Genomic DNA, 17,707 nt, shown 5'->3' with positions numbered 1-17,707 from the left:
GCACGACGGGCCAGCGGGAGGTGTTGCGGTCAGCTGTGCGCGTGCGGCGTCATCGACGAGCTGCCGGTGTTGTCACCGTCGTCGCTGATGGCGACCCCGCGCTGCTTGGAGATGTAGATCGAGCCGGCGATGATCGCGACCGCCACCAGGGCGATGGCGATGCGCAGGACGTCGTTCTGGTCCTCGCCCACGCTCAGGGAGACGATCGCGCTCGCGATGAGCAGCGAGACGAGGTTCATCACCTTGAGGAGCGGGTTGATGGCCGGGCCGGCGGTGTCCTTGAACGGGTCACCGACGGTGTCACCGATGACCGTCGCCTCGTGGGCGGGCGATCCCTTGCCACCGTGGTGCCCGTCCTCGACCAGCTTCTTGGCGTTGTCCCAGGCGCCGCCCGCGTTGGCCAGGAAGACGGCCATCAGGGTGCCGGTGCCGATCGCGCCGGCGAGGAAGCCGGCCAGCGCCGTCACGCCGAGGCCGAAGCCGACGGCGATGGGAGCCAGGACGGCCAGGATGCCGGGCGTCACGAGCTCGCGCAGCGAGTCCTTGGTGACGATGTCGACGACCTTGCCGTACTCCGGACGACCCGTGCCCTCCATGATGCCGGGGATCTCGCGGAACTGGCGTCGCACCTCGTAGACCACGGCACCTGCCGCCCGGGCGACGGCGTTGATCGCCAGGCCCGAGAAGAGGAAGACGACGCAGGCGCCGAGCAGGACGCCGACCAGGACGGCGGGGTTGAAGACGTCGAACTGGATGAACTCGTCCGGGGCCGGCTTCGCCTCCAGCAGGGCCTCGAAGACCGAGGTGGCGTAGGACCCGAAGAGTGCGGTCGCCGCCAGCACCGCGGTGGCGATCGCGATGCCCTTGGTGATCGCCTTGGTGGTGTTGCCGACGGCGTCGAGCTCGGTGAGGATCTGCGCCCCCTCCTCGCTCACGTCGCCGGACATCTCGGCGATGCCCTGGGCGTTGTCCGAGACCGGGCCGAAGGTGTCCATGGCGACGATGACGCCGACGGTGGTCAGCAGGCCGCAGCCGGCCAGGGCCACCGCGAAGAGCGACACGGTCAGCGCCGCGCCGCCCAGCAGGTAGGCGCCGAACACGGCGGCGCCGATGACCAGCGTCGTGTAGACCGCGGACTCGAAGCCGACCGACAGGCCGGACAGGATCACCGTGGCGGCACCCGTCAGCGACGTCTTGCCGACGTCCTTGACCGGGCGGTACTCGGTGCCGGTGTAATAGCCGGTGAGGGCCAGGATGCCCGCGGACATCACGATGCCGATGACCACGGCGGCCGAGGCGATGAAGCGCGGGTCGCCCTCGGCGGCGACCAGGTTCTCGGAGATGTTGGTGAACTCCGAGAAGCTGCTCGGCAGGTAGACGTAGGAGAGCACCACGCTGGCCAGGGCGGCGATGGCCGAGGACAGGTAGAACGACCGGTTGATCGTGGTGAGGCCGTTCTCGCCCACCTTGGGCCGGGTCAGGTAGACGCCCGCCACCGCGGTGAGGGCGCCGATGGCCGGGATCAGCAGGGGGTAGACGAGCCCCTTGTCGCCGAAGGCCTGCGACCCGAGGATCAGCGCCGCGACCAGCGTCACGGCGTACGACTCGAAGAGGTCGGCCGCCATGCCGGCGCAGTCACCGACGTTGTCGCCCACGTTGTCGGCGATCGTCGCGGCGTTGCGCGGGTCGTCCTCGGGGATGTTCTGCTCGACCTTGCCCACCAGGTCGGCGCCGACGTCGGCCGCCTTGGTGAAGATGCCGCCGCCGACCCGCATGAACATCGCGAGGAGGGCCGCGCCGAAGCCGAAGCCCTCGAGCACGTCGGGGGCCGAGTCCTGGAAGAACAGCACGACGAGGCTGGCGCCGAGGAGGCCGAGGCCGACCGTGAGCATGCCGACCATGGCGCCGGTTCGCAGGCCGATCCGCATGGCGTTCTCGCGACCGGTGGACTCGGCGGCGGCGGCGACACGGAGGTTGGCGCGCACCGCGAGGTTCATGCCCAGGTAGCCCACCGCTGCGGAGAACCCGGCACCGACGATGAAGAACACGGAGCGGAAGATCCGCACGGTCATGTCGTCGGCCGGGAGCACGAGCAGCGCGAAGAACGCGATCGCCGCGAAGATGGCGAGCGTGCGGAACTGTCGCGCGAGGTAGGCGTTGGCGCCTTCCTGCACGGCCCTGGCGATGGTCTTCATGTTGTCGGTGCCCTCAGCGGCGGCCATGACCTGCTGGCGGAACATCGCAGCCATCGCGAGCGCGGCGAGCGCGATCACGGCGACGACGATGACCAGCACGAGATTGCCGCCAGTGAGCTCCGGCGTCACGACGACTGGGTTGATCCCCGTCATGTGCGTCCTCCTGGCAGTGGTTCGAGTGTGCGAACGCGCGGGAGTCTACGCAGATGTGTCACAGATCACGTGCGACACGTGATGCGCGACACACACCTCTCCGGAGGTCAGCCGGTGGCGACCGACGGGTCGGCGGAGTCGTGGATCACGAACACCTTCGCCAGACCGGTGATGCGGAAGATCTTGAGCAGCCGCTCCTGGCTGCAGATGAGCTCGAGGGAGCCGTCGTGGGCGCGGACCTTCTTGAGGCCGCCGACCAGCACGCCGAGCCCCGTGGAGTCGAGGAACTCGACCGCTTCGAGGTCGATCACGATGTTGTAGGAGCCCGCACCGACCAGCTCGGTGATCTGGTCACGCAGCTTGGGCGCCGTGTAGACATCGATCTCACCGCCCACCGCGACGACGGCACGGCCGTCGACCTCGCGGGTCGCAAGGGTCAGATCCACGACTGCTCCAGGTCCGGGAGAAATAGTCACACGGAGCCAGTCGCCCCGAATGCTGTCGGCAGTATCAAACCACGTGGGGGCGAACTGCGCAGGCGTACCCGGGAGCGGGTATCTCCATGTCCGTCCCGACGACCGCCTCCCGGGGAGGTGCCACCCTGCGCGCGCACGGTCGTCGGGACCGCCGTGGACGCCGTTGTCGGCGGCGTTTGCGACACTGCGCTGGTGGCCACCGCGACTCCTGCACACCGCTCGGTCGCCGCCCTCGTCGACCGGCTCACCGGCGTGCCGGGACGGGAGGACCGGCTGCGCCACCTCGAGGTGCTGCCACCCCGCACCGCCCGTTTCGCCGACTGGCCGGCATGGGTCCCGGCCGACGTCCGGGACGCGTTCGTCGCGGCGGGGATCACCCGGCCGTGGCAGCACCAGGCGGCCGCCGCCGACGCCGCGCACACCGGCCACCACGTCGTCCTGGCGACCGGGACGGCGTCGGGCAAGTCGCTGGCCTACCAGCTGCCCGCGCTGGCCGCGATCCGCTCCTCGCGCGGCGCCCGGGGCGAGCGGGGCGCCGGCGTGCTCTACCTCGCGCCCACCAAGGCGCTCGCCCACGACCAGCTGGCCACCGTCGCCGGGCTCGGGCTGGACGTCCGCGCCGCCACCCACGACGGTGACAGTCCCTGGGAGCAGCGGGAGTGGACGCGCGACTTCGGGGAGTACGTCCTCACCAACCCCGACATGCTGCACCGCTCGCTGCTGCCCGGCCACGCCCGCTGGGCGTCGTTCTTCGCCTCGCTGGAGTACGTCGTGGTGGACGAGTGCCACCACTACCGCGGCGTGTTCGGCGCGCACGTGGCCCACGTGCTGCGCCGCCTGCGCCGGGTCTGCGCGATGTACGGCGCGTCGCCGACCTTCGTCCTGGCCTCCGCGACCGTGTCCGACCCGGAGGTCGCCGCCGGGCGGCTCACCGGCCTGCCCGTCGAGGCGGTCACGGCCGACCACTCCCCCCGAGGGCAGGTCTCCCTGCTGCTGTGGGAGCCACCGTTCGTCAGCCACGCCGGCGAGAACGGAGCGCCCGTACGCCGCGCCGCGTCGTCGGAGGTGGCCGACCTGCTGGCCGACCTGGTCGCCGAGGACGTGCGCACGCTGGCGTTCGTGCGGTCACGACGGGGCGCCGAGCAGGTCGCGCTCACCGCGGCCGAGCTGCTGGCCGAGGTCGATCCCTCGCTGCCGTCCCGCGTGGCGGCCTACCGGGGCGGCTACCTGCCGGAGGAGCGGCGGGCCCTGGAGTCGTCGCTGCGTCGCGGGGAGCTCACCGGGCTGGCCGCCACCAACGCCCTCGAGCTGGGCATCGACATCAGCGGGCTCGACGCGGTGCTGATCGCCGGCTTCCCGGGCACCCGGGCCGCCCTGTGGCAGCAGGTCGGGCGGGCCGGGCGGGGCGCCCAGGACGCGCTCGGCATCCTCGTCGCGCGCGACGACCCGCTGGACACCTATCTCGTCAGCCACCCGGAGGCCCTGATCGGCCGCCCCGTGGAGGCGACGGTCTTCGACCCGACCAACCCCTACGTCCTCGGACCGCACCTGTGCGCCGCGGCGCAGGAGGCACCCCTGACCGAGGAGGACCTGCCGCTCTTCGGCCCGACCGCCCGCGAGGTCGTGGACCGGCTGGTCGAGAGCGGCCTGCTGCGCAAGCGGGCCCGGGGCTGGTTCTGGACGGACCGCCGGCGGGCCAGCGACCTCGCCGACATCCGCTCCACCGGCGGCGCGCAGGTGCAGCTGATCGAGTCGTCCACCGGACGGGTCATCGGCACCGTCGACGGGGCCAGCGCCCACGGCACGGCCCATCCCGGCGCGGTCTACGTCCACCGCGGCGAGACCTGGCTGGTCGAGTCGCTCGACCTCGACGAGCACGTGGCGGTAATGCACCCCGCCGAGCCCGACTACTCGACGTCGGCCCGCGAGGTCACCGACATCACCGTGCTGGCCGAGCGCGAGCACCGCGACTGGGGTGCCTGCCGACTCTCGCTCGGCGAGGTCGACGTGTCGCACCAGGTGGTGTCCTTCCTCCGGCGACGCCAGCCCGGCGGCGAGGTGCTGGGCGAGGAGCCCCTGGACCTGCCGGAGCGCTCGCTGCGCACCACGGCGGTGTGGTGGACCGTCCCGGCCGACCTGCTGGCCGAGTCGGGGCTGGCCGCCGCCGACCTGCCCGGCGCGGCGCACGCCGCCGAGCACTGCTCCATCGGCCTGCTGCCGTTGTTCGCCACGTGCGACCGGTGGGACATCGGTGGGGTCTCGACCGCCCTGCACGCCGACACCGGACGGCTCACCGTCTTCGTGCACGACGGGCACCCCGGTGGCGCCGGCTTCGCCGAGCGGGGCTTCCACGCCGCCCACGAGTGGCTCACCGCCACCCGCGAGGCGATCGCCGGCTGCGAGTGCGAGAGCGGGTGCCCCTCGTGCATCCAGTCGCCCAAGTGCGGCAACCAGAACAACCCCCTCGACAAGCCCGGCGCGGTCGCGCTGCTGGACCTGCTCCTCACGCACGCGGTGGGTGGGTAGCCTGCCCCCATGGTGATACTCGGACTGCTGCTGATCATCCTCGGCGCGATCGCGATCCTGTCGGCGATCTTCGTCAGCGAGGGCAGCGGTGAGCTGCTGGGCATCGACATGAGCTCGCTGGAGATCTTCCTGGTCGGCGTGGCCGCCGGTGCCGCCGTGCTGTGGGGCTACTCGATCCTCAAGTGGGGCACCAGGCGCGGCCTCGCGCACCGCAAGGAGCGCAAGGAGCTCAACAAGCTGAACCAGAAGCTCGACCGCGTCGAGGCCGAGAAGCGCGAGGACAACCCGACCACTCCCGACGAGCGCGTCTGACCCTGCGTCCTGCCTACGGAGTCCCCGCTCCGGCGGGGGACTTTGGCGCTTGCTGGCCGACACATCCCCCCATGCGGACCACTCGGCCAGTAGGTCCGGTCCGCGGCGGCACCTGGCTGTACGACGGCGCGCTGGCTGGCGGCGTACGACAAGTCGGGCACGCAGACTGGCGGCGTACGACAAGTCGATCAGCGCCGCGACTGTCGGCACCCGCCAGTGTGCTGAGGGCCCGGAGCGCAGCTGTCGGCGCCCGCCAGTTGCCCGTGGAGAAGGGCGTGTCGGGAGGACGTCGTACGACGCTCGCATCGGGCGAGAGCTCCGGGGGTCCGCCTCGGAGCTGGCGACGCTCCGGGTCCGCCTCGGGGCGGCCGCAACTGGCGGCGTACGACAGGGGGCACGCAGACTGGCGGCGTACGACAAGTCGATCAGCGCCGCGGTTGTCGGCGGCCGCCAGTGTGCTGAGGCCCCTCCGTCGCACATGTCGGCGCTCGGCTGGCCCCCTGCCGAGGAGAGACCTGTCTAGCCCGGACCCGCCCGGGCATCGGCGACCACGTCGACGGCCCGGCCCGCCGGACCGGAGGCCCGCACACGGACGCTGACCCGGACGTCGTCGGCACCGTCGACGCACGACACCAGGACGGCGTCGTTGGCCCGCGCCGTGGCGGCGGCCGCGGCGCAGCCGTCCCGGCCGTCCGCCGCAGCGGTCGCCCCGGACAGGGCGGCGAGATCGGCCGCCGACTGCGCCCGACGCTGGGCGACCACCACGGCACTCACGCCGCTCAGCGCCAGGCCGACGAACAGCAGCAACCCCGCCGCGGCCACGACGAGCAGGGTCGCGGCCCCGCGCTCCCCCGGACGCCGGCGGCGATCCCCCCGACCACGACCCCGACCCCGGGGACACGGATCGCGGCCCCGCCGCGTCACCCGGTCTCCTCCGCGGCGGCGACCGCCGTCGAGCGCACCGTGACCCCGGGCAGGAAGTCGAACAACCCTCCCGGGCCGTCGATCCGGACCGCTGCCTCCGCCCGCACCTCGTCGCCGGCGAGGCGCACGTCCACCTCCGCACCCTCGGGGGCGATGCGCCGGCCCACGTCTCGGGCCGCCTCGATCCCGTCGCCCCGGGCGGCGACCCGGGCGGCCTCGCGGGCCGCGTCGACGACCCGCACCTGGGCGGTGCCCGCCGCCAGCAGCCACACGAGGCCGACGGTGACGGCGAGGAGCAGCGGCAGGCCGAGCGCCAGCTCGGCCGTGACCGCCCCCCGCTCGGACCGTCGGCTCATCCGATGCCCAGCAGGCCCATGACGTGGTCGAAGAGGGTCTTGAGCAGCCGGTCGCCGAACCCGCCGCTCAGCAGCTGGTAGAGCAACCCGGCGAACCCGGCACCGGCCGCGGTGCCGACGGCGTACTCCGCCGTGGTGATGCCGCGCTCGCCACGTCGGCTGGGTCGAACGGTCTCGTGCATCTCGTGTCCTCTCGGTCGCGGCCCGCCCGCTGCGGGTCGTCGTGCGTCGACTCTGGGCGGATCGGCCGGCGCCCGGGTCGGGGCGGCCGGGAGCTGTGGAAGGCCTCGCCCGAGGGGCCCCTGTGGAGGGGAGGTGGCTCACGGGCCCGGCCGCAGCGTGGCCAGCAGGCCGGCCACCGTGGGGACGATCCCGATGAGGATGAAGGCAGGCAGCAGGCACAGGCCCAGGGGGACCGCGGCCCTGACCCCGACCGCGCGGGCGCGGTCCTCCACCGAGGCGAGGGCCTCCCGCTCGAGGTCGTCGGCGAGGCGCTCGATCGCGTCGGCCACCGAGGACCCGCTCGCCTCGGCACGGGCGAGGGTGTGGCCGAGGGGGGCCAGCACGGCGTCGAGGGACAGCAACCGCCACACCTCCGCGGCGGGCAGCCCGACCCGGAGCCGGGCCAGCACGGGGTCGAGCCGTTCGGCGGCCGCACCGGGGCAGGCGGCACACACGGACGCCAGCGCACCGGCGGGTGCGGCCCCGGATCGCAGGGTCGCCGCCAGCAGGTCGACGAGGTGCGGCAGGTCACGGGCCGCGGAGGCGCGGGCCTCCCTGACGACCCGGGTCTCGGACCGGTCAAGAGCCACCCAGGCGGCGCCTACCGCCAGCGGCCCGGCCACCAGACCCCCGGGAGGCCCGAGGAGGAGCCCGGCGCCGCACCCCGCGAGGGCCGAGAAGAGGGCGCGCCACCCCACGGACCGGTGGCTCGGGGCGGACAGGTCGTCGTCGGCCGGGTCCTGCGACGGCGCGCCCGTCCAGCCGGTCCGCGGGGGGACGGCCAGGAGCACGGCCAGGAGGGTGGCCGCGACGGCGACCGCGGTCACGGGCGGTCCACGCCGTCGGCGATCGCCTCGATCCACCAGAGCCCGAGCAGGCCGAACGCGAGCCCGAGCCCGAGGCAGCCCCAGCCGACCGGCGTGCCGAGCAGGAAGCCCCACGGATCACCTCCGGCTCCCGAGCCCATGCCGAGCGCGACCACCGGCAGGGCGGCGACCAGGCGAGCGGTGGCCCGAGCCGAGGCCAGCTCGGAGGTGACCACCCGGCGGGTCTGTCGACGCGCCCGGATCCGGGCCGCGACCCGGGACAGGGCGTCGGCCAGGCCGTGGCCGGAGTGCTGAGAGACCTGCCACGCGGAGGCGACGACCCGCAGCTCGCCCGCGCCAGGGGTCGAGGCGAGGCGCCGCAGCGCGTCGGGGACGTCCGAACCCAGGGCGTGAGCCTCCACCACGGGCGCCAGGTCGGACCACTGCCCGGCGGCCTGGGCGAGCGCGGCGTCGGGGGGCCGGCCGGCGGCCAGCTCGGCGGCGACCACCTCACAGGCGCCGAGGACGCGTCGAGACGTCTCGGCGGCGGTGAGGCGGTCCCGGCGCCGTCCCCAGATCCGCCGGGCCGCGAGCACGGTGAGCAGGCCGATGGAGCCGAGGACGAGGAACTGGAGCGGCACCACCCCGGCCGTCACGAGGGCCACCGACAGACCCAGGAGGGCGAGCGGGAGCCGCGCCCGCGGGTGGCCGGGACGCCGGTCCCCCGGCCACGTCCGGTCCGCGAGGAGCGACCCGGACGGCACCGGGCAGGCCAGCCACACGGCCCCGGCGACAGCGGCGGCGGGCCCGACCCACTCGAGAGGGCCGGTCACGGCGAGATCCGGCGGGCCAGGTCGCGGGCGGCCGGTCCCCTCTCGACCCGGCCGGCCGCGTCGAAGGACACGGCGACCTCGAGGCTCACCAGCCCGTCGGCCCCCCGGCTGGGCACGCCGACCTGGGCCACGCGGCGTACGCGGTCGGGCCCCCGGGCCACGTGGACCACCACGTCGAGGGCGGCGGCGAGCTGGCTGTGCACGGCTGCCCGGGGCAGTCCGGCAGCCAGGGCCAGGGCCTCAAGCCGGGCGGGCACATCGGCGGCGGAGTTGGCGTGCACCGTGCCGCACCCGCCGGCGTGGCCGGTGTTGAGCGCCGCCAGCATCTCGACCACCTCGGCACCGCGCACCTCCCCCACGACCAGGCGGTCGGGGCGCATCCGCAGGGCCTGGCGCACCAGCGTGCGCAGGGTGATCTCGCCGGCACCCTCGATGTTGGGCGGTCGCGCCTCCAGCCCGATGACGTGCGGGTGGGCGGGTCGCAGCTCGCTGGAGTCCTCGACCAGCACCAGCCGCTCGCCGGGGTCGACCAGGGAGAGCATGGCGGCGAGCAGCGTGGTCTTGCCGGTGCCGGTGCCTCCGGTGACGAGGAAGGCGCACCGGGCGGCGACGATCGCCGCCAGGAGCTCGGCACCCTCCTCGGTCACCGCCGCGGCGGCCACCAGGTCCTCCATCGTGAAGACCCGGGCCCGCGGGACCCGCAGGGACACCACCGTCCCGGGGCGCGCCGTCGGTGCGAGCACCGCGTGGAACCGGGTGCCGTCGGGCAGCCTGACGTCCGCGTGCGGGGTGGCGTCGTCGAGCCGGCGCCCACCCGTCGCGGCCAGCCGCTGCGCGAGGCGGCGCACCGCCACGTCGTCGGGGAAGCGCACCCCGGTGAGCTCGAGCCCGGCGCCGCAGTCGACCCACACCTCGTCGGCCCCGTTGACCAGGACGTCGGTGACCCCGGACCGTCTCAGCAGCGGCTCGAGCGGCCCGGCGCCCAGCACGTCGCGGCGCAGCTCGTCGTGCACCGCCAGCACCATCGCGTCGCCCACGGGCCTCCCGGCCGCACGCAACGCCTCCGCCACCCGGTGCGGCGAGAGGTCGCCCGGCGAGGCGGSGAGCCGCTCCCGCACCTCGTCGAGGAGTCCCGGGGCGATCGCGGCGGCGGTCACGCGGCGTCCTCCAGCACCTGTCGCGCCGCCCGGGCGAGCGGCACCCGCAGGTGGCGCACCGGTCCCAGGCCGAGGTCCACCGCCTCAAGGAGGCCGCGCTGCTCGGGCACCTCGACGGCGATCGGAAGGCCGGTGGCGCGCTCGACGTCGTCCCACGAGACGCCTCCCCGCCGCACGGCCAGCGCCGCTCCGGAGACGGGCCCGACCCGCTCGAGGAGCCGCACCGTCGACGCGACACCCCCGAGGGTCGCCGGCAGCACCACCAGCAGCCGGTCGCACCGCGCCACGAGCTCGTCGACCAGTGCCGGGCCGTGGCGCGCGAGGTCGAGCACCACCAGGTCGTGGCCACGCTGGGCGGCCGCCACCGCCTCGCGCACGACCGTGGCGTCGGGCTCGGAGGCGGCGCCGGAGGCCCACGACAGGACCCCGACCCCGGAGGCGGACCTCGGCACCGCCTCGCGCAGGGACCTCGCTCCGAGGCGCCCGGAGCTCGACGCGAGGTCTCCCCAGCGCACCCCAGCGGCCGACTCGAGGCCGAGCAGCCGGTCGAGGCCGGGCCCGAGCGGGTCGGTGTCGACCACCAGCGTCGGTCCCCGCGGCGCGGACACCTGGCCGAGCGCGCACGCGAACGTCGACGCACCTGCGCCCCCGGACCCTCCGATGACGCCGACGGTCCGGCCACGCCCCGGCGCCTCCTCCGAGTCTGCGAGCAGGTCGACCAGCCAGGCCTCGCACACGGGCAGCTCACCGACCGTGCCGGCGCCGATGGCCAGCGCAGCCCGGAAGACGCCGTCCGCCGGGGCCCAGCCCACGACGTGCACCCCGTCACGCCGTCCCGGACGGGCCGCGGCCACCTCGTCGACCAGGTCGGCACCCACGAGGACCAGCGGCGCACGCGGCCACGCCGCGAGGGCGGCGAGCGGGTCGTCGTACAGGTCGGGACGGACCCCGGCCGCGGCGCTCAGCCGGGCGACCTCGTCGGCCAGGGAGCGGTCACGGGTGAGGAGGATCGGCTGCATGGAGCGAGGTTCCCCGCGGTGACCGACACCGCGCCGGGACCAGCGGCGACCCTGTGGAGGAGCGTGCCGCCCGGACGGCCGGTGGACGGTTGCTGGCCCGGGCAGACGGCCCGGTCGCCGTCACCGCCCTACGATGGCCGACATGTCCCGCCCCACCGCGGCCTTCTTCGACCTCGACAAGACGATCATCGCCAAGTCGAGCACGTTGGCCTTCAGCAAGCCCTTCCAGGCGGGCGGGCTGATCAGCAGGCGCGCGATGCTGCGCAGCACCTACGCGCAGTTCGTCTACCTCGTCGGCGGTGCCGACCACGACCAGATGGAGAAGATGCGGGCCTTCATGTCCGCGCTCTGCGCCGGCTGGGACGTGGCGACGGTCCGCGAGATCGTCGCCGACACGCTCCACAACATCGTCGACCCGATCGTGTACGACGAGGCGGTCAGCCTGATCGAGGAGCACCACCGGGCCGGGCGCGACGTCGTCATCGTCTCGACCAGCGGCTCGGAGGTCGTCGAGCCGATCGGCGAGATGCTGGGCGCGGACCGGGTCGTCGCCACCCGCATGGAGATCGTCGACGGCAAGTACAGCGGGGACATCGAGTACTACGCCTACGCCGAGGAGAAGGCGCGCGCCATCGAGGACCTCGCCGAGCTGGTCGGCTACGACCTCGACGAGTGCTACGCCTACAGCGACTCGGTGACCGACGTGCACATGCTGCGGGCCGTCGGCCACCCCCACGCCGTCAACCCCGACCGCGAGCTGCGCAAGGCGGCGATGGCGGAGGGCTGGCCGGTGCTGGTCTTCGACAAGCCCGTGGCACTGCGGTCCCGGGTGCCGCTGCCCCCCGCCCGACAGACGCTCGCCGCGCTGGCCGTCGGCGGCGCGATGGCCGCCGGGGGCGTGCTCTGGGTCAACTCCCGCAAGCGTCGCAACGAGGCCTGAGCCCGCACCTATCGGGTGGGATGTCAACCCTTGAACGCGCGGCAGGACCGGCGTACAACGGAGTCACACAACTCCACAGACAGCACGTGAGCCTGGTACCCACGCGGCGATCTACCCTTCGCACAAGGGCGCGAGTCACCGGCCATGACCGGGGCAGCAGTTAGATGTTGCACGCTTGGTAGCCAAGCGTCACGTGTCAGCGACGGCACCTGATCTCACGATCGGGTGCCGTTCGCATGGGATGGCCCGTCCGGACTACTCCGCGGCCCTCCGCAGCGGCGACGCCTCGGCGCCCGCGGCGTACGCCTCGCTCGCGTAGAGCACCCACGCGTGCACCCCACGCGCACCTCCGTCGCGGTAGGCGCCGAGGTTGGACTCGTACTGCGCGCGCAGGGCGAGGTGCCCGGCCTCCGGCACGACCAGCGACTTGGCGTCCACGCCCCGCGAGACGAGCACGAGCCGCTCGACGGCCCGCGCCACGATGCCGTTGTGGGAGGCGAAGGGCGCGGCCGTCGCCAGGTCGGCGTGCACGACGGCAGCGACGAGCAGCGCCGGTGCGGACGTCTCGGCGAGCAGCAGCTCGGCGACCCCGCGGAGCCGGTCGGCGGAGGCCGCGTCGCGGGGGCGGCCCAGCTCGTCGGGCCCGAGCACCGCCGACCCGACGACGCTGTGGATGCGGGCGATCGCCTGGAGGGGCGCGGTCTTGAGCAGGGGCGCCAGGGCCAGCAGCGAGGCCGACATCCGGACGGCGTCCACGGCGACCTGGTCGCCGGAGCCCTCACGCAGCTCCGCCAGGGTGGTCGAGGAGCCCTCGAGCACGGCCGAGGCGTGCGCGCCGCGCAGGAGCGACTCGGCGGTCATCTCCGGGGAGGTGCGTCTCAGCCCGCGGTCGCGGAGCATCACGTCGATGCCGTCACGGACCGCGGCGTACCCGGAGGGCACGCCTTCGAGGTCCACCAGCCAGGCCAAGGGATCGGTCGTCACGCAGCAGGACGCTAGTAGCCTGCGGGGGATGAGTGACGAGCAGCCCACCCCCGAGGACATGAAGCGCTGGTCGGGGTCCTTCGGGGCCGTGGCCCAGACCTACGACCGTGGCCGTCCGTCGTACCCCGCCGAGGCGGTCTCGTGGCTCGTCGGCGGCGAGGCGAAGGTCGTCCTCGAGCTGGGGGCGGGCACCGGCAAGCTCACCCGTGAGCTGGTCGCCCAGGGTCACGCCGTCTACGCGACCGAGCCGGACGCCGCGATGCTCGCGCTGCTCGAGGCGCAGGTGCCCGGTTGCAGCGCCAAGGTGGCGGGTGCGGAGGAGATCCCCGCCAACGACCGCTCCGTCGACGTGGTCGTCGCGGGGCAGGCGTTCCACTGGTTCGACCACGAGGTCGCGCTGCCGGAGATCGCCCGCGTGCTCAAGCCCGGCGGCCACCTGGCGCTCGCGTGGAACTTCTTCGACCAGCGCATCCCCTGGGTACGACGCCTCGTCGAGGCCATGGGCGAGCAGGGGATGACGTCCTCGTCGCACGGGATCCTGGCGGACTCCGACCTCTTCGGTCCCGTCGAGGACAAGACCTTCGCGCACTGGCAGGACGTCAACCGCGAGACGCTCGTCGACATCGTGGCGTCGCGCTCCTACGTCGCCAGCCTCGACGAAGCCGGCCGCGAGGCCCGCCTCGACAAGGTCCGTGCCCTGTACGACGACTACGGCCGCGGCCACGACGGCATGCAGCTGGCCTACCGCACCGAGTGCTTCCGCGCGCAGGTCATCGACCGCGACGAGGGCCCGACGACCGATCCGGGTGACGGCGCGTCGCACGAGGGTCCGCTGATCTCCGACGGCACCGACACCGACATGCTCCTGATCGACTTCCGGTGAGCGCCGCGCCCCGGCACTAGTCTCGGGGCATGCGGCGCTGGCGACGGTCCGACCACCGGCGCACGGCGCTCGGCTCCCAGGCCGACCGCGCGACCTTCCGGGCGCTGCACAACGCGTCGCTGGCCAGCCCGGCCCTGCGCGCCGGCCTCACGACCGACAGCGCGGAGCGCAGCCTCGGCCACCTCCGCGCCCTGCTCGGCACGCCCGCCGCGGCCCTCACCGACACCCGCGGCGTGCTGGCCTGGGACGGATCCGGCCAGCACCACGTCGAGGACGTGCCGCGCTTCCTGCCCGACCTCGTCGACACCGGTCGCACCCGGGTGGCCGACCTCGCCTGCCAGCACCCGCGGTGCGAGGTGCGGCAGGTGGTGCTCGCGCCGCTGGTCGTCGAGGAGACGATCGCCGGCGCGCTCGTCGTCGGGGCGGCGTACGCGACCGGAGGGCTCATCCGGGCCGCCGACGAGGTGGCCCTGTGGGTCTCCGGGCAGCTCGAGCTGGCCGAGCTCGACGCCTCCCGGACCCGCCTCATGGAGGCCGAGGTGCGCGCCCTGCGGGCCCAGATCAGCCCGCACTTCATCTACAACTCGCTCGGCGCCATCGCCAGCTTCGTCCGCACCGACCCCGACCGGGCCCGCGAGCTGCTGCTCGAGTTCGCCGACTTCACCCGCTACTCCTTCCGCCGCCACGGCGAGTACACGACCCTCGCCGAGGAGCTTCGCTCCGTGGAGCGCTACCTCCTGCTGGAGCAGGCCCGCTTCGGCGACCGCCTCCAGGTCACCCTGCGCATCGCCCCCGAGGTGCTGCCGGTCGCCGTGCCCTTCCTCTGCATCCAGCCGCTGGTCGAGAACGCCGTGCGGCACGGCCTCGAGGCCAGCGCCGACAAGGAGGACGGGGTCGGCCGGCTCAGCATCCTGGCCCGCGACCTCGACCAGGAGTGCGTCATCGAGGTCGAGGACGACGGCAGCGGTGAGGACCCCGAGCGGGTACGCCGCGCGCTCGCCGGCGACACCTCGATGGACTCGGTGGGGCTCGGCAACGTCGACGCCCGGCTGCGCAACGCGTACGGCGACGAGTACGGCCTCGTCGTGGAGACGGCGCCGGGGGCCGGCACCAAGGTGACCGTGCGGGTCCCGAAGTTCGCGCCCGGCGTGGCCGCCAGCGCCTGAGCCGACACTAGGCTGCGGCGCATGAGCCAGAGCGGCCTGCGCATCCTCGTGATCGACGACGAGCGGCCCGCCCTCGACGAGCTGACCTACCTCCTCGAGCGCGACGACCGCGTCGCCGGCGTGCTCGGCTGCAACTCCGCCACCGAGGCGCTGCGGATGCTGCAGGACCTCGAGGTGGACGCGGTGTTCCTCGACATCCAGATGCCCGGCCTCACCGGGCTCGACCTGGCCCAGGTGCTGTCCCGCTTCCGCACGCCGCCGCCGATCGTCTTCGTGACCGCCCACGAGGAGCACGCCGTGTCGGCGTTCGAGCTCGCCGCGGTCGACTACGTCCTCAAGCCGGTGCGGGCCGAGCGCCTCGCCGAGGCCGTACGCCGCGTGGTCGAGGCCGGCGCGCCGGCGCCGTCGGGCGACGCCCAGATCGCCGTCGAGCGCGGCGGGGTGACCCGCTTCGTGCAGCGCTCCGACATCACCCACGTGGAGGCCCAGGGCGACTACGCCCGCCTGCACACCAGCGAGGGCTCACACCTGGTCCGCACCCCGCTGTCGACCCTGGCCGAGGAGTGGGCGCCGGCCGGCTTCGTGCGCATCCACCGCTCCCTGCTCGTCTCGCTCGCGCACATCGAGGAGGTCCGCACCGACGCCGGCCGGGTCTCGGTGGTGGTGGCCGGGCAGGAGCTCGCGGTCAGCCGGCGGCACACCCGCGAGCTGCGCGAGCTGCTCACCCGGCGGACCCCGTGAGCGAGCCCGGGAGGCCGGCCCGGGTCCGGGTCACCGGCCCCCCGCGGCGCCGGGCGAGCGGCGTACGACCGACGGCGTCGCGCGAGATCGACGCCGACACCGAGCTCGGCGCCGTCTACATGAGCTCGCTGCTCGGCGAGCAGCTGCGGCTGGCGGCCGGGGTGCTCGTGGCGCTGGGGCTCACGGTCGGGGTGCTCCCGCTGGTCTTCCACCTCTTCCCGCACCTCAGCGAGGTGCGGGTGGCCGGCGTGCCGGTCCCGTGGCTGCTGCTCGGCGTGCTGGTCTACCCCTGGCTGCTCGCCCTGGGCTGGATCTACGTGCGCCGGGCCGAGGCCAACGAGCGCGACTTCATCGACCTGGTCGACGACCCGGAGAGCCCGTGAGGAGGGCGGCGTGACCAGCGTCCCCGGGATCGTCGCGGTCGTCCTCGTTACGGTGGCGACGCTGGCGATCGGCACGTGGGGGCTGCGGTTCTCCCGCACCACCAGCGACTTCTTCGTGGCGTCCCGCACGGTGCGCCCCGGCCTCAACGCGAGCGCGATCGGCGGCGAGTACCTCTCGGCCGCGTCCTTCCTCGGCGTCGCCGGCCTGGTGCTCGTCTTCGGCGCCGACATGCTCTGGTACCCCGTCGGCTGGACCGCCGGCTACCTCGTGCTGCTCGTGCTGGTGGCCGCGCCGCTGCGCCGCTCCGGGGCCTACACGCTGCCGGACTTCGCCGAGGCGAGACTGGGCTCGCGGCGGGTGCGGTCGCTGTGCTCGGCGCTGGTCGTCGGCATCGGATGGCTCTACCTGCTCCCCCAGTTCCAGGGCGCGGGCATCACGCTCGCGGCAACCATCGGCGCGCCGACCTGGCTCGGCGCCGTGATCGTCGCGGCCGTCGTGCTCATCAACGTCACCTCCGGCGGCATGCGGTCCATCACCTTCGTGCAGGCCTTCCAGTACTGGCTCAAGCTGACCGCCCTGCTCATCCCCGCCTGCGTGCTGCTTGCCGTCTGGGTCGGCGACGGCGCCCCCAACCCCGCCGACGCGGCCGCCCCCGGCGACGCCTTCTGGTCGTTGCCGCTGGGGGACGGCGGCGCGCAGGGCCTCTACGTCACCTACTCGCTGATCATCGCGACGTTCCTCGGCACCATGGGCCTGCCGCACGTGGTCGTGCGCTTCTACACCAACCCCGACGGCCGCGCGGCGCGGCGTACGACGCTCGTGGTCCTCGGCCTCCTCGGCGTCTTCTACCTGCTGCCCCCCGTGTACGGCGCGCTGGGGCGGCTCTACGCGTCCGACCGGGCGGTCGGCGCCTCCGACACCTTGGTGCTCGAGCTGCCGCGGCTGATGGTCCCGGGGCTCGGCGGCGAGCTGCTCACCGGCATGGTGACGGCCGGCGCCTTCGCGGCGTTCCTGTCCACCAGCTCGGGCCTGACCATCGCGGTCGCCGGGGTGCTCAGCCAGGACGTCGCGAGCAAGCGGCTCAGCGGGATCACCGCCTTCCGGGCCGCCGGGGTCGTTGCGGTCGTCGTGCCGTGCGCCGTGGCTATCGCGGCCCCCGACGTCGGGGTGGCCCGGACCGTCGGGCTGGCCTTCGCGGTGGCCGCCTCGACCTTCTGCCCGCTGCTGCTGCTCGGCATCTGGTGGCGCGGGCTCACCGCGGCCGGCGCGGTGGCCGGCCTGCTGGTCGGTGGCATCGGGTCGGGCTGCGCCGTCGGGTGGACCCTGCTCACCAACGCGACAACCGGGTGGGCGGCGGTGCTGCTGGGCCAGCCGGCCGCGTGGAGCGTCCCGGCCTCGATGGCCACGATGGTGGTCGTCAGCCGCCTCACCCGCGCCCGGATCCCCGCCCACGCCGGCCGCTTCATGGTGCGGCTGCACACCCCGGAGGCCGTGGACCTGCAGCGCTGAGGTGCACCACCCCGGCCGGGCGGACCTGCCCGGAGTCCTCGACATCCCGCACACCGGACCCCGACGTCTGGCATGCTGGGCGCCCCGTCGGGGGAGACGGGCGCGCGGCACGGGGGAGATG

18 protein-coding genes are annotated in these 17,707 nt (G+C 74.2%); 8 read left to right on the top strand and 10 right to left on the bottom strand.

Annotated elements, in window-relative coordinates:
* Positions 1 to 29 precede the first annotated feature (29 nt).
* Together ASG88_RS15025 and ASG88_RS15020 are read right to left on the bottom strand one after the other, a co-directional pair.
* Positions 30 to 2,348: a sodium-translocating pyrophosphatase gene (locus tag ASG88_RS15025; RefSeq protein ID WP_056888215.1), complete on the bottom strand. Its 2,319-nt coding sequence runs from the start codon at positions 2,346 to 2,348 to the stop codon at positions 30 to 32.
* A gap of 107 nt (positions 2,349 to 2,455) precedes the next feature.
* Positions 2,456 to 2,794 carry an STAS domain-containing protein gene (locus tag ASG88_RS15020; protein ID WP_056888214.1) on the bottom strand — a complete coding sequence of 113 codons (339 nt, stop codon included), beginning with the start codon at positions 2,792 to 2,794 and terminating at the stop codon, positions 2,456 to 2,458.
* 222 nt (positions 2,795 to 3,016) lie between these two features.
* On the opposite strand from ASG88_RS15020, the gene ASG88_RS15015 reads away from it, so the two are divergent.
* Together ASG88_RS15015 and ASG88_RS15010 are read left to right on the top strand one after the other, a co-directional pair.
* Positions 3,017 to 5,350, top strand: a complete 2,334-nt coding sequence (locus ASG88_RS15015) for a DEAD/DEAH box helicase (RefSeq protein ID WP_200956458.1) — start codon at positions 3,017 to 3,019, stop codon at positions 5,348 to 5,350.
* A gap of 9 nt (positions 5,351 to 5,359) precedes the next feature.
* Complete coding sequence (locus tag ASG88_RS15010) at positions 5,360 to 5,662, top strand: hypothetical protein (protein ID WP_056888213.1); 303 nt, start codon at positions 5,360 to 5,362, stop codon at positions 5,660 to 5,662.
* A 519-nt stretch (positions 5,663 to 6,181) separates the two neighbouring features.
* Here the strand turns inward: ASG88_RS15010 and ASG88_RS15005 are convergent.
* From ASG88_RS15005 to ssd, 7 genes are all read right to left on the bottom strand, one after another.
* Positions 6,182 to 6,586: an Rv3654c family TadE-like protein gene (locus ASG88_RS15005; RefSeq protein ID WP_082600484.1), complete on the bottom strand. Its 405-nt coding sequence runs from the start codon at positions 6,584 to 6,586 to the stop codon at positions 6,182 to 6,184.
* A complete protein-coding gene (locus ASG88_RS15000; RefSeq protein ID WP_056888212.1) occupies positions 6,583 to 6,942 on the bottom strand; it encodes a TadE family type IV pilus minor pilin in 360 nt (119 codons plus the stop codon). Before ASG88_RS15000 ends, ASG88_RS15005 begins: the two co-directional genes overlap by 4 nt.
* Positions 6,939 to 7,124: a DUF4244 domain-containing protein gene (locus ASG88_RS14995; protein ID WP_056888211.1), complete on the bottom strand. Its 186-nt coding sequence runs from the start codon at positions 7,122 to 7,124 to the stop codon at positions 6,939 to 6,941. Before ASG88_RS14995 ends, ASG88_RS15000 begins: the two co-directional genes overlap by 4 nt.
* Before the next feature lie 138 nt (positions 7,125 to 7,262).
* Positions 7,263 to 7,991: a type II secretion system F family protein gene (locus tag ASG88_RS14990; protein ID WP_056888210.1), complete on the bottom strand. Its 729-nt coding sequence runs from the start codon at positions 7,989 to 7,991 to the stop codon at positions 7,263 to 7,265.
* Entirely contained in the window at positions 7,988 to 8,803 is an 816-nt protein-coding gene (locus tag ASG88_RS14985; RefSeq protein ID WP_056888209.1) for a type II secretion system F family protein, read from the bottom strand. The genes ASG88_RS14990 and ASG88_RS14985 overlap by 4 nt, the downstream gene beginning before the upstream one ends.
* Entirely contained in the window at positions 8,800 to 9,960 is a 1,161-nt protein-coding gene (locus ASG88_RS14980; protein WP_056888208.1) for a TadA family conjugal transfer-associated ATPase, read from the bottom strand. Before ASG88_RS14980 ends, ASG88_RS14985 begins: the two co-directional genes overlap by 4 nt.
* Complete coding sequence (gene ssd / locus ASG88_RS14975) at positions 9,957 to 10,979, bottom strand: septum site-determining protein Ssd (RefSeq protein ID WP_056888207.1); 1,023 nt, start codon at positions 10,977 to 10,979, stop codon at positions 9,957 to 9,959. The genes ASG88_RS14980 and ssd overlap by 4 nt, the downstream gene beginning before the upstream one ends.
* 142 nt (positions 10,980 to 11,121) lie before the next feature.
* On the opposite strand from ssd, the gene ASG88_RS14970 reads away from it, so the two are divergent.
* The gene (locus tag ASG88_RS14970; RefSeq protein ID WP_157559751.1) at positions 11,122 to 11,919 is read left to right on the top strand and encodes an HAD family hydrolase; all 798 of its coding nucleotides are present in this window, start codon (positions 11,122 to 11,124) and stop codon (positions 11,917 to 11,919) included.
* Positions 11,920 to 12,174: 255 nt separating this feature from the next.
* Here the strand turns inward: ASG88_RS14970 and ASG88_RS14965 are convergent, their stop codons facing one another.
* Complete coding sequence (locus ASG88_RS14965) at positions 12,175 to 12,903, bottom strand: hypothetical protein (RefSeq protein WP_056888205.1); 729 nt, start codon at positions 12,901 to 12,903, stop codon at positions 12,175 to 12,177.
* A 28-nt stretch (positions 12,904 to 12,931) separates the two neighbouring features.
* Between ASG88_RS14965 and ASG88_RS14960 the strand changes: the two genes are divergently transcribed.
* From ASG88_RS14960 to ASG88_RS14940, 5 genes are read left to right on the top strand one after another with little or no spacing between them, the layout of a single operon-like run.
* Entirely contained in the window at positions 12,932 to 13,786 is an 855-nt protein-coding gene (locus ASG88_RS14960) for a class I SAM-dependent methyltransferase (protein ID WP_056888204.1), read from the top strand.
* A gap of 29 nt (positions 13,787 to 13,815) precedes the next feature.
* Positions 13,816 to 14,952: a sensor histidine kinase gene (locus tag ASG88_RS14955; protein ID WP_056888203.1), complete on the top strand. Its 1,137-nt coding sequence runs from the start codon at positions 13,816 to 13,818 to the stop codon at positions 14,950 to 14,952.
* Positions 14,953 to 14,973: 21 nt separating this feature from the next.
* Positions 14,974 to 15,693: a LytR/AlgR family response regulator transcription factor gene (locus tag ASG88_RS14950; RefSeq protein ID WP_056888202.1), complete on the top strand. Its 720-nt coding sequence runs from the start codon at positions 14,974 to 14,976 to the stop codon at positions 15,691 to 15,693.
* On the top strand, positions 15,690 to 16,076 hold the full coding sequence (locus ASG88_RS14945; RefSeq protein WP_056888201.1) for a hypothetical protein: 387 nt from the start codon (positions 15,690 to 15,692) through the stop codon (positions 16,074 to 16,076). Before ASG88_RS14950 ends, ASG88_RS14945 begins: the two co-directional genes overlap by 4 nt.
* 10 nt (positions 16,077 to 16,086) lie before the next feature.
* Positions 16,087 to 17,586: a cation acetate symporter gene (locus tag ASG88_RS14940; RefSeq protein WP_056888200.1), complete on the top strand. Its 1,500-nt coding sequence runs from the start codon at positions 16,087 to 16,089 to the stop codon at positions 17,584 to 17,586.
* Positions 17,587 to 17,707 lie beyond the last annotated feature (121 nt).

The organism is Nocardioides sp. Soil777, assembly GCF_001428425.1.
GTDB classification, from domain to species: domain Bacteria; phylum Actinomycetota; class Actinomycetes; order Propionibacteriales; family Nocardioidaceae; genus Nocardioides; species Nocardioides terrigena.
This window is presented reverse-complemented; position numbering and strand designations above follow the sequence as displayed.

Excerpts from the sequence above, each read along its gene's own strand:
- ASG88_RS15025 (WP_056888215.1), bottom strand. The coding sequence starts at position 2,348 with ATGACGGGGATCAACCCAGTCGTCGTGACGCCGGAGCTCACTGGCGGC.
- ASG88_RS15010 (WP_056888213.1), top strand. The coding sequence starts at position 5,360 with ATGGTGATACTCGGACTGCTGCTGATCATCCTCGGCGCGATCGCGATC.
- ASG88_RS15000 (WP_056888212.1), bottom strand. The coding sequence starts at position 6,942 with ATGAGCCGACGGTCCGAGCGGGGGGCGGTCACGGCCGAGCTGGCGCTC.
- ASG88_RS14995 (WP_056888211.1), bottom strand. The coding sequence starts at position 7,124 with ATGCACGAGACCGTTCGACCCAGCCGACGTGGCGAGCGCGGCATCACC.
- ssd (WP_056888207.1), bottom strand. The coding sequence starts at position 10,979 with ATGCAGCCGATCCTCCTCACCCGTGACCGCTCCCTGGCCGACGAGGTC.
- ASG88_RS14970 (WP_157559751.1), top strand. The coding sequence starts at position 11,122 with ATGTCCCGCCCCACCGCGGCCTTCTTCGACCTCGACAAGACGATCATC.
- ASG88_RS14960 (WP_056888204.1), top strand. The coding sequence starts at position 12,932 with ATGAGTGACGAGCAGCCCACCCCCGAGGACATGAAGCGCTGGTCGGGG.
- ASG88_RS14955 (WP_056888203.1), top strand. The coding sequence starts at position 13,816 with ATGCGGCGCTGGCGACGGTCCGACCACCGGCGCACGGCGCTCGGCTCC.
- ASG88_RS14950 (WP_056888202.1), top strand. The coding sequence starts at position 14,974 with ATGAGCCAGAGCGGCCTGCGCATCCTCGTGATCGACGACGAGCGGCCC.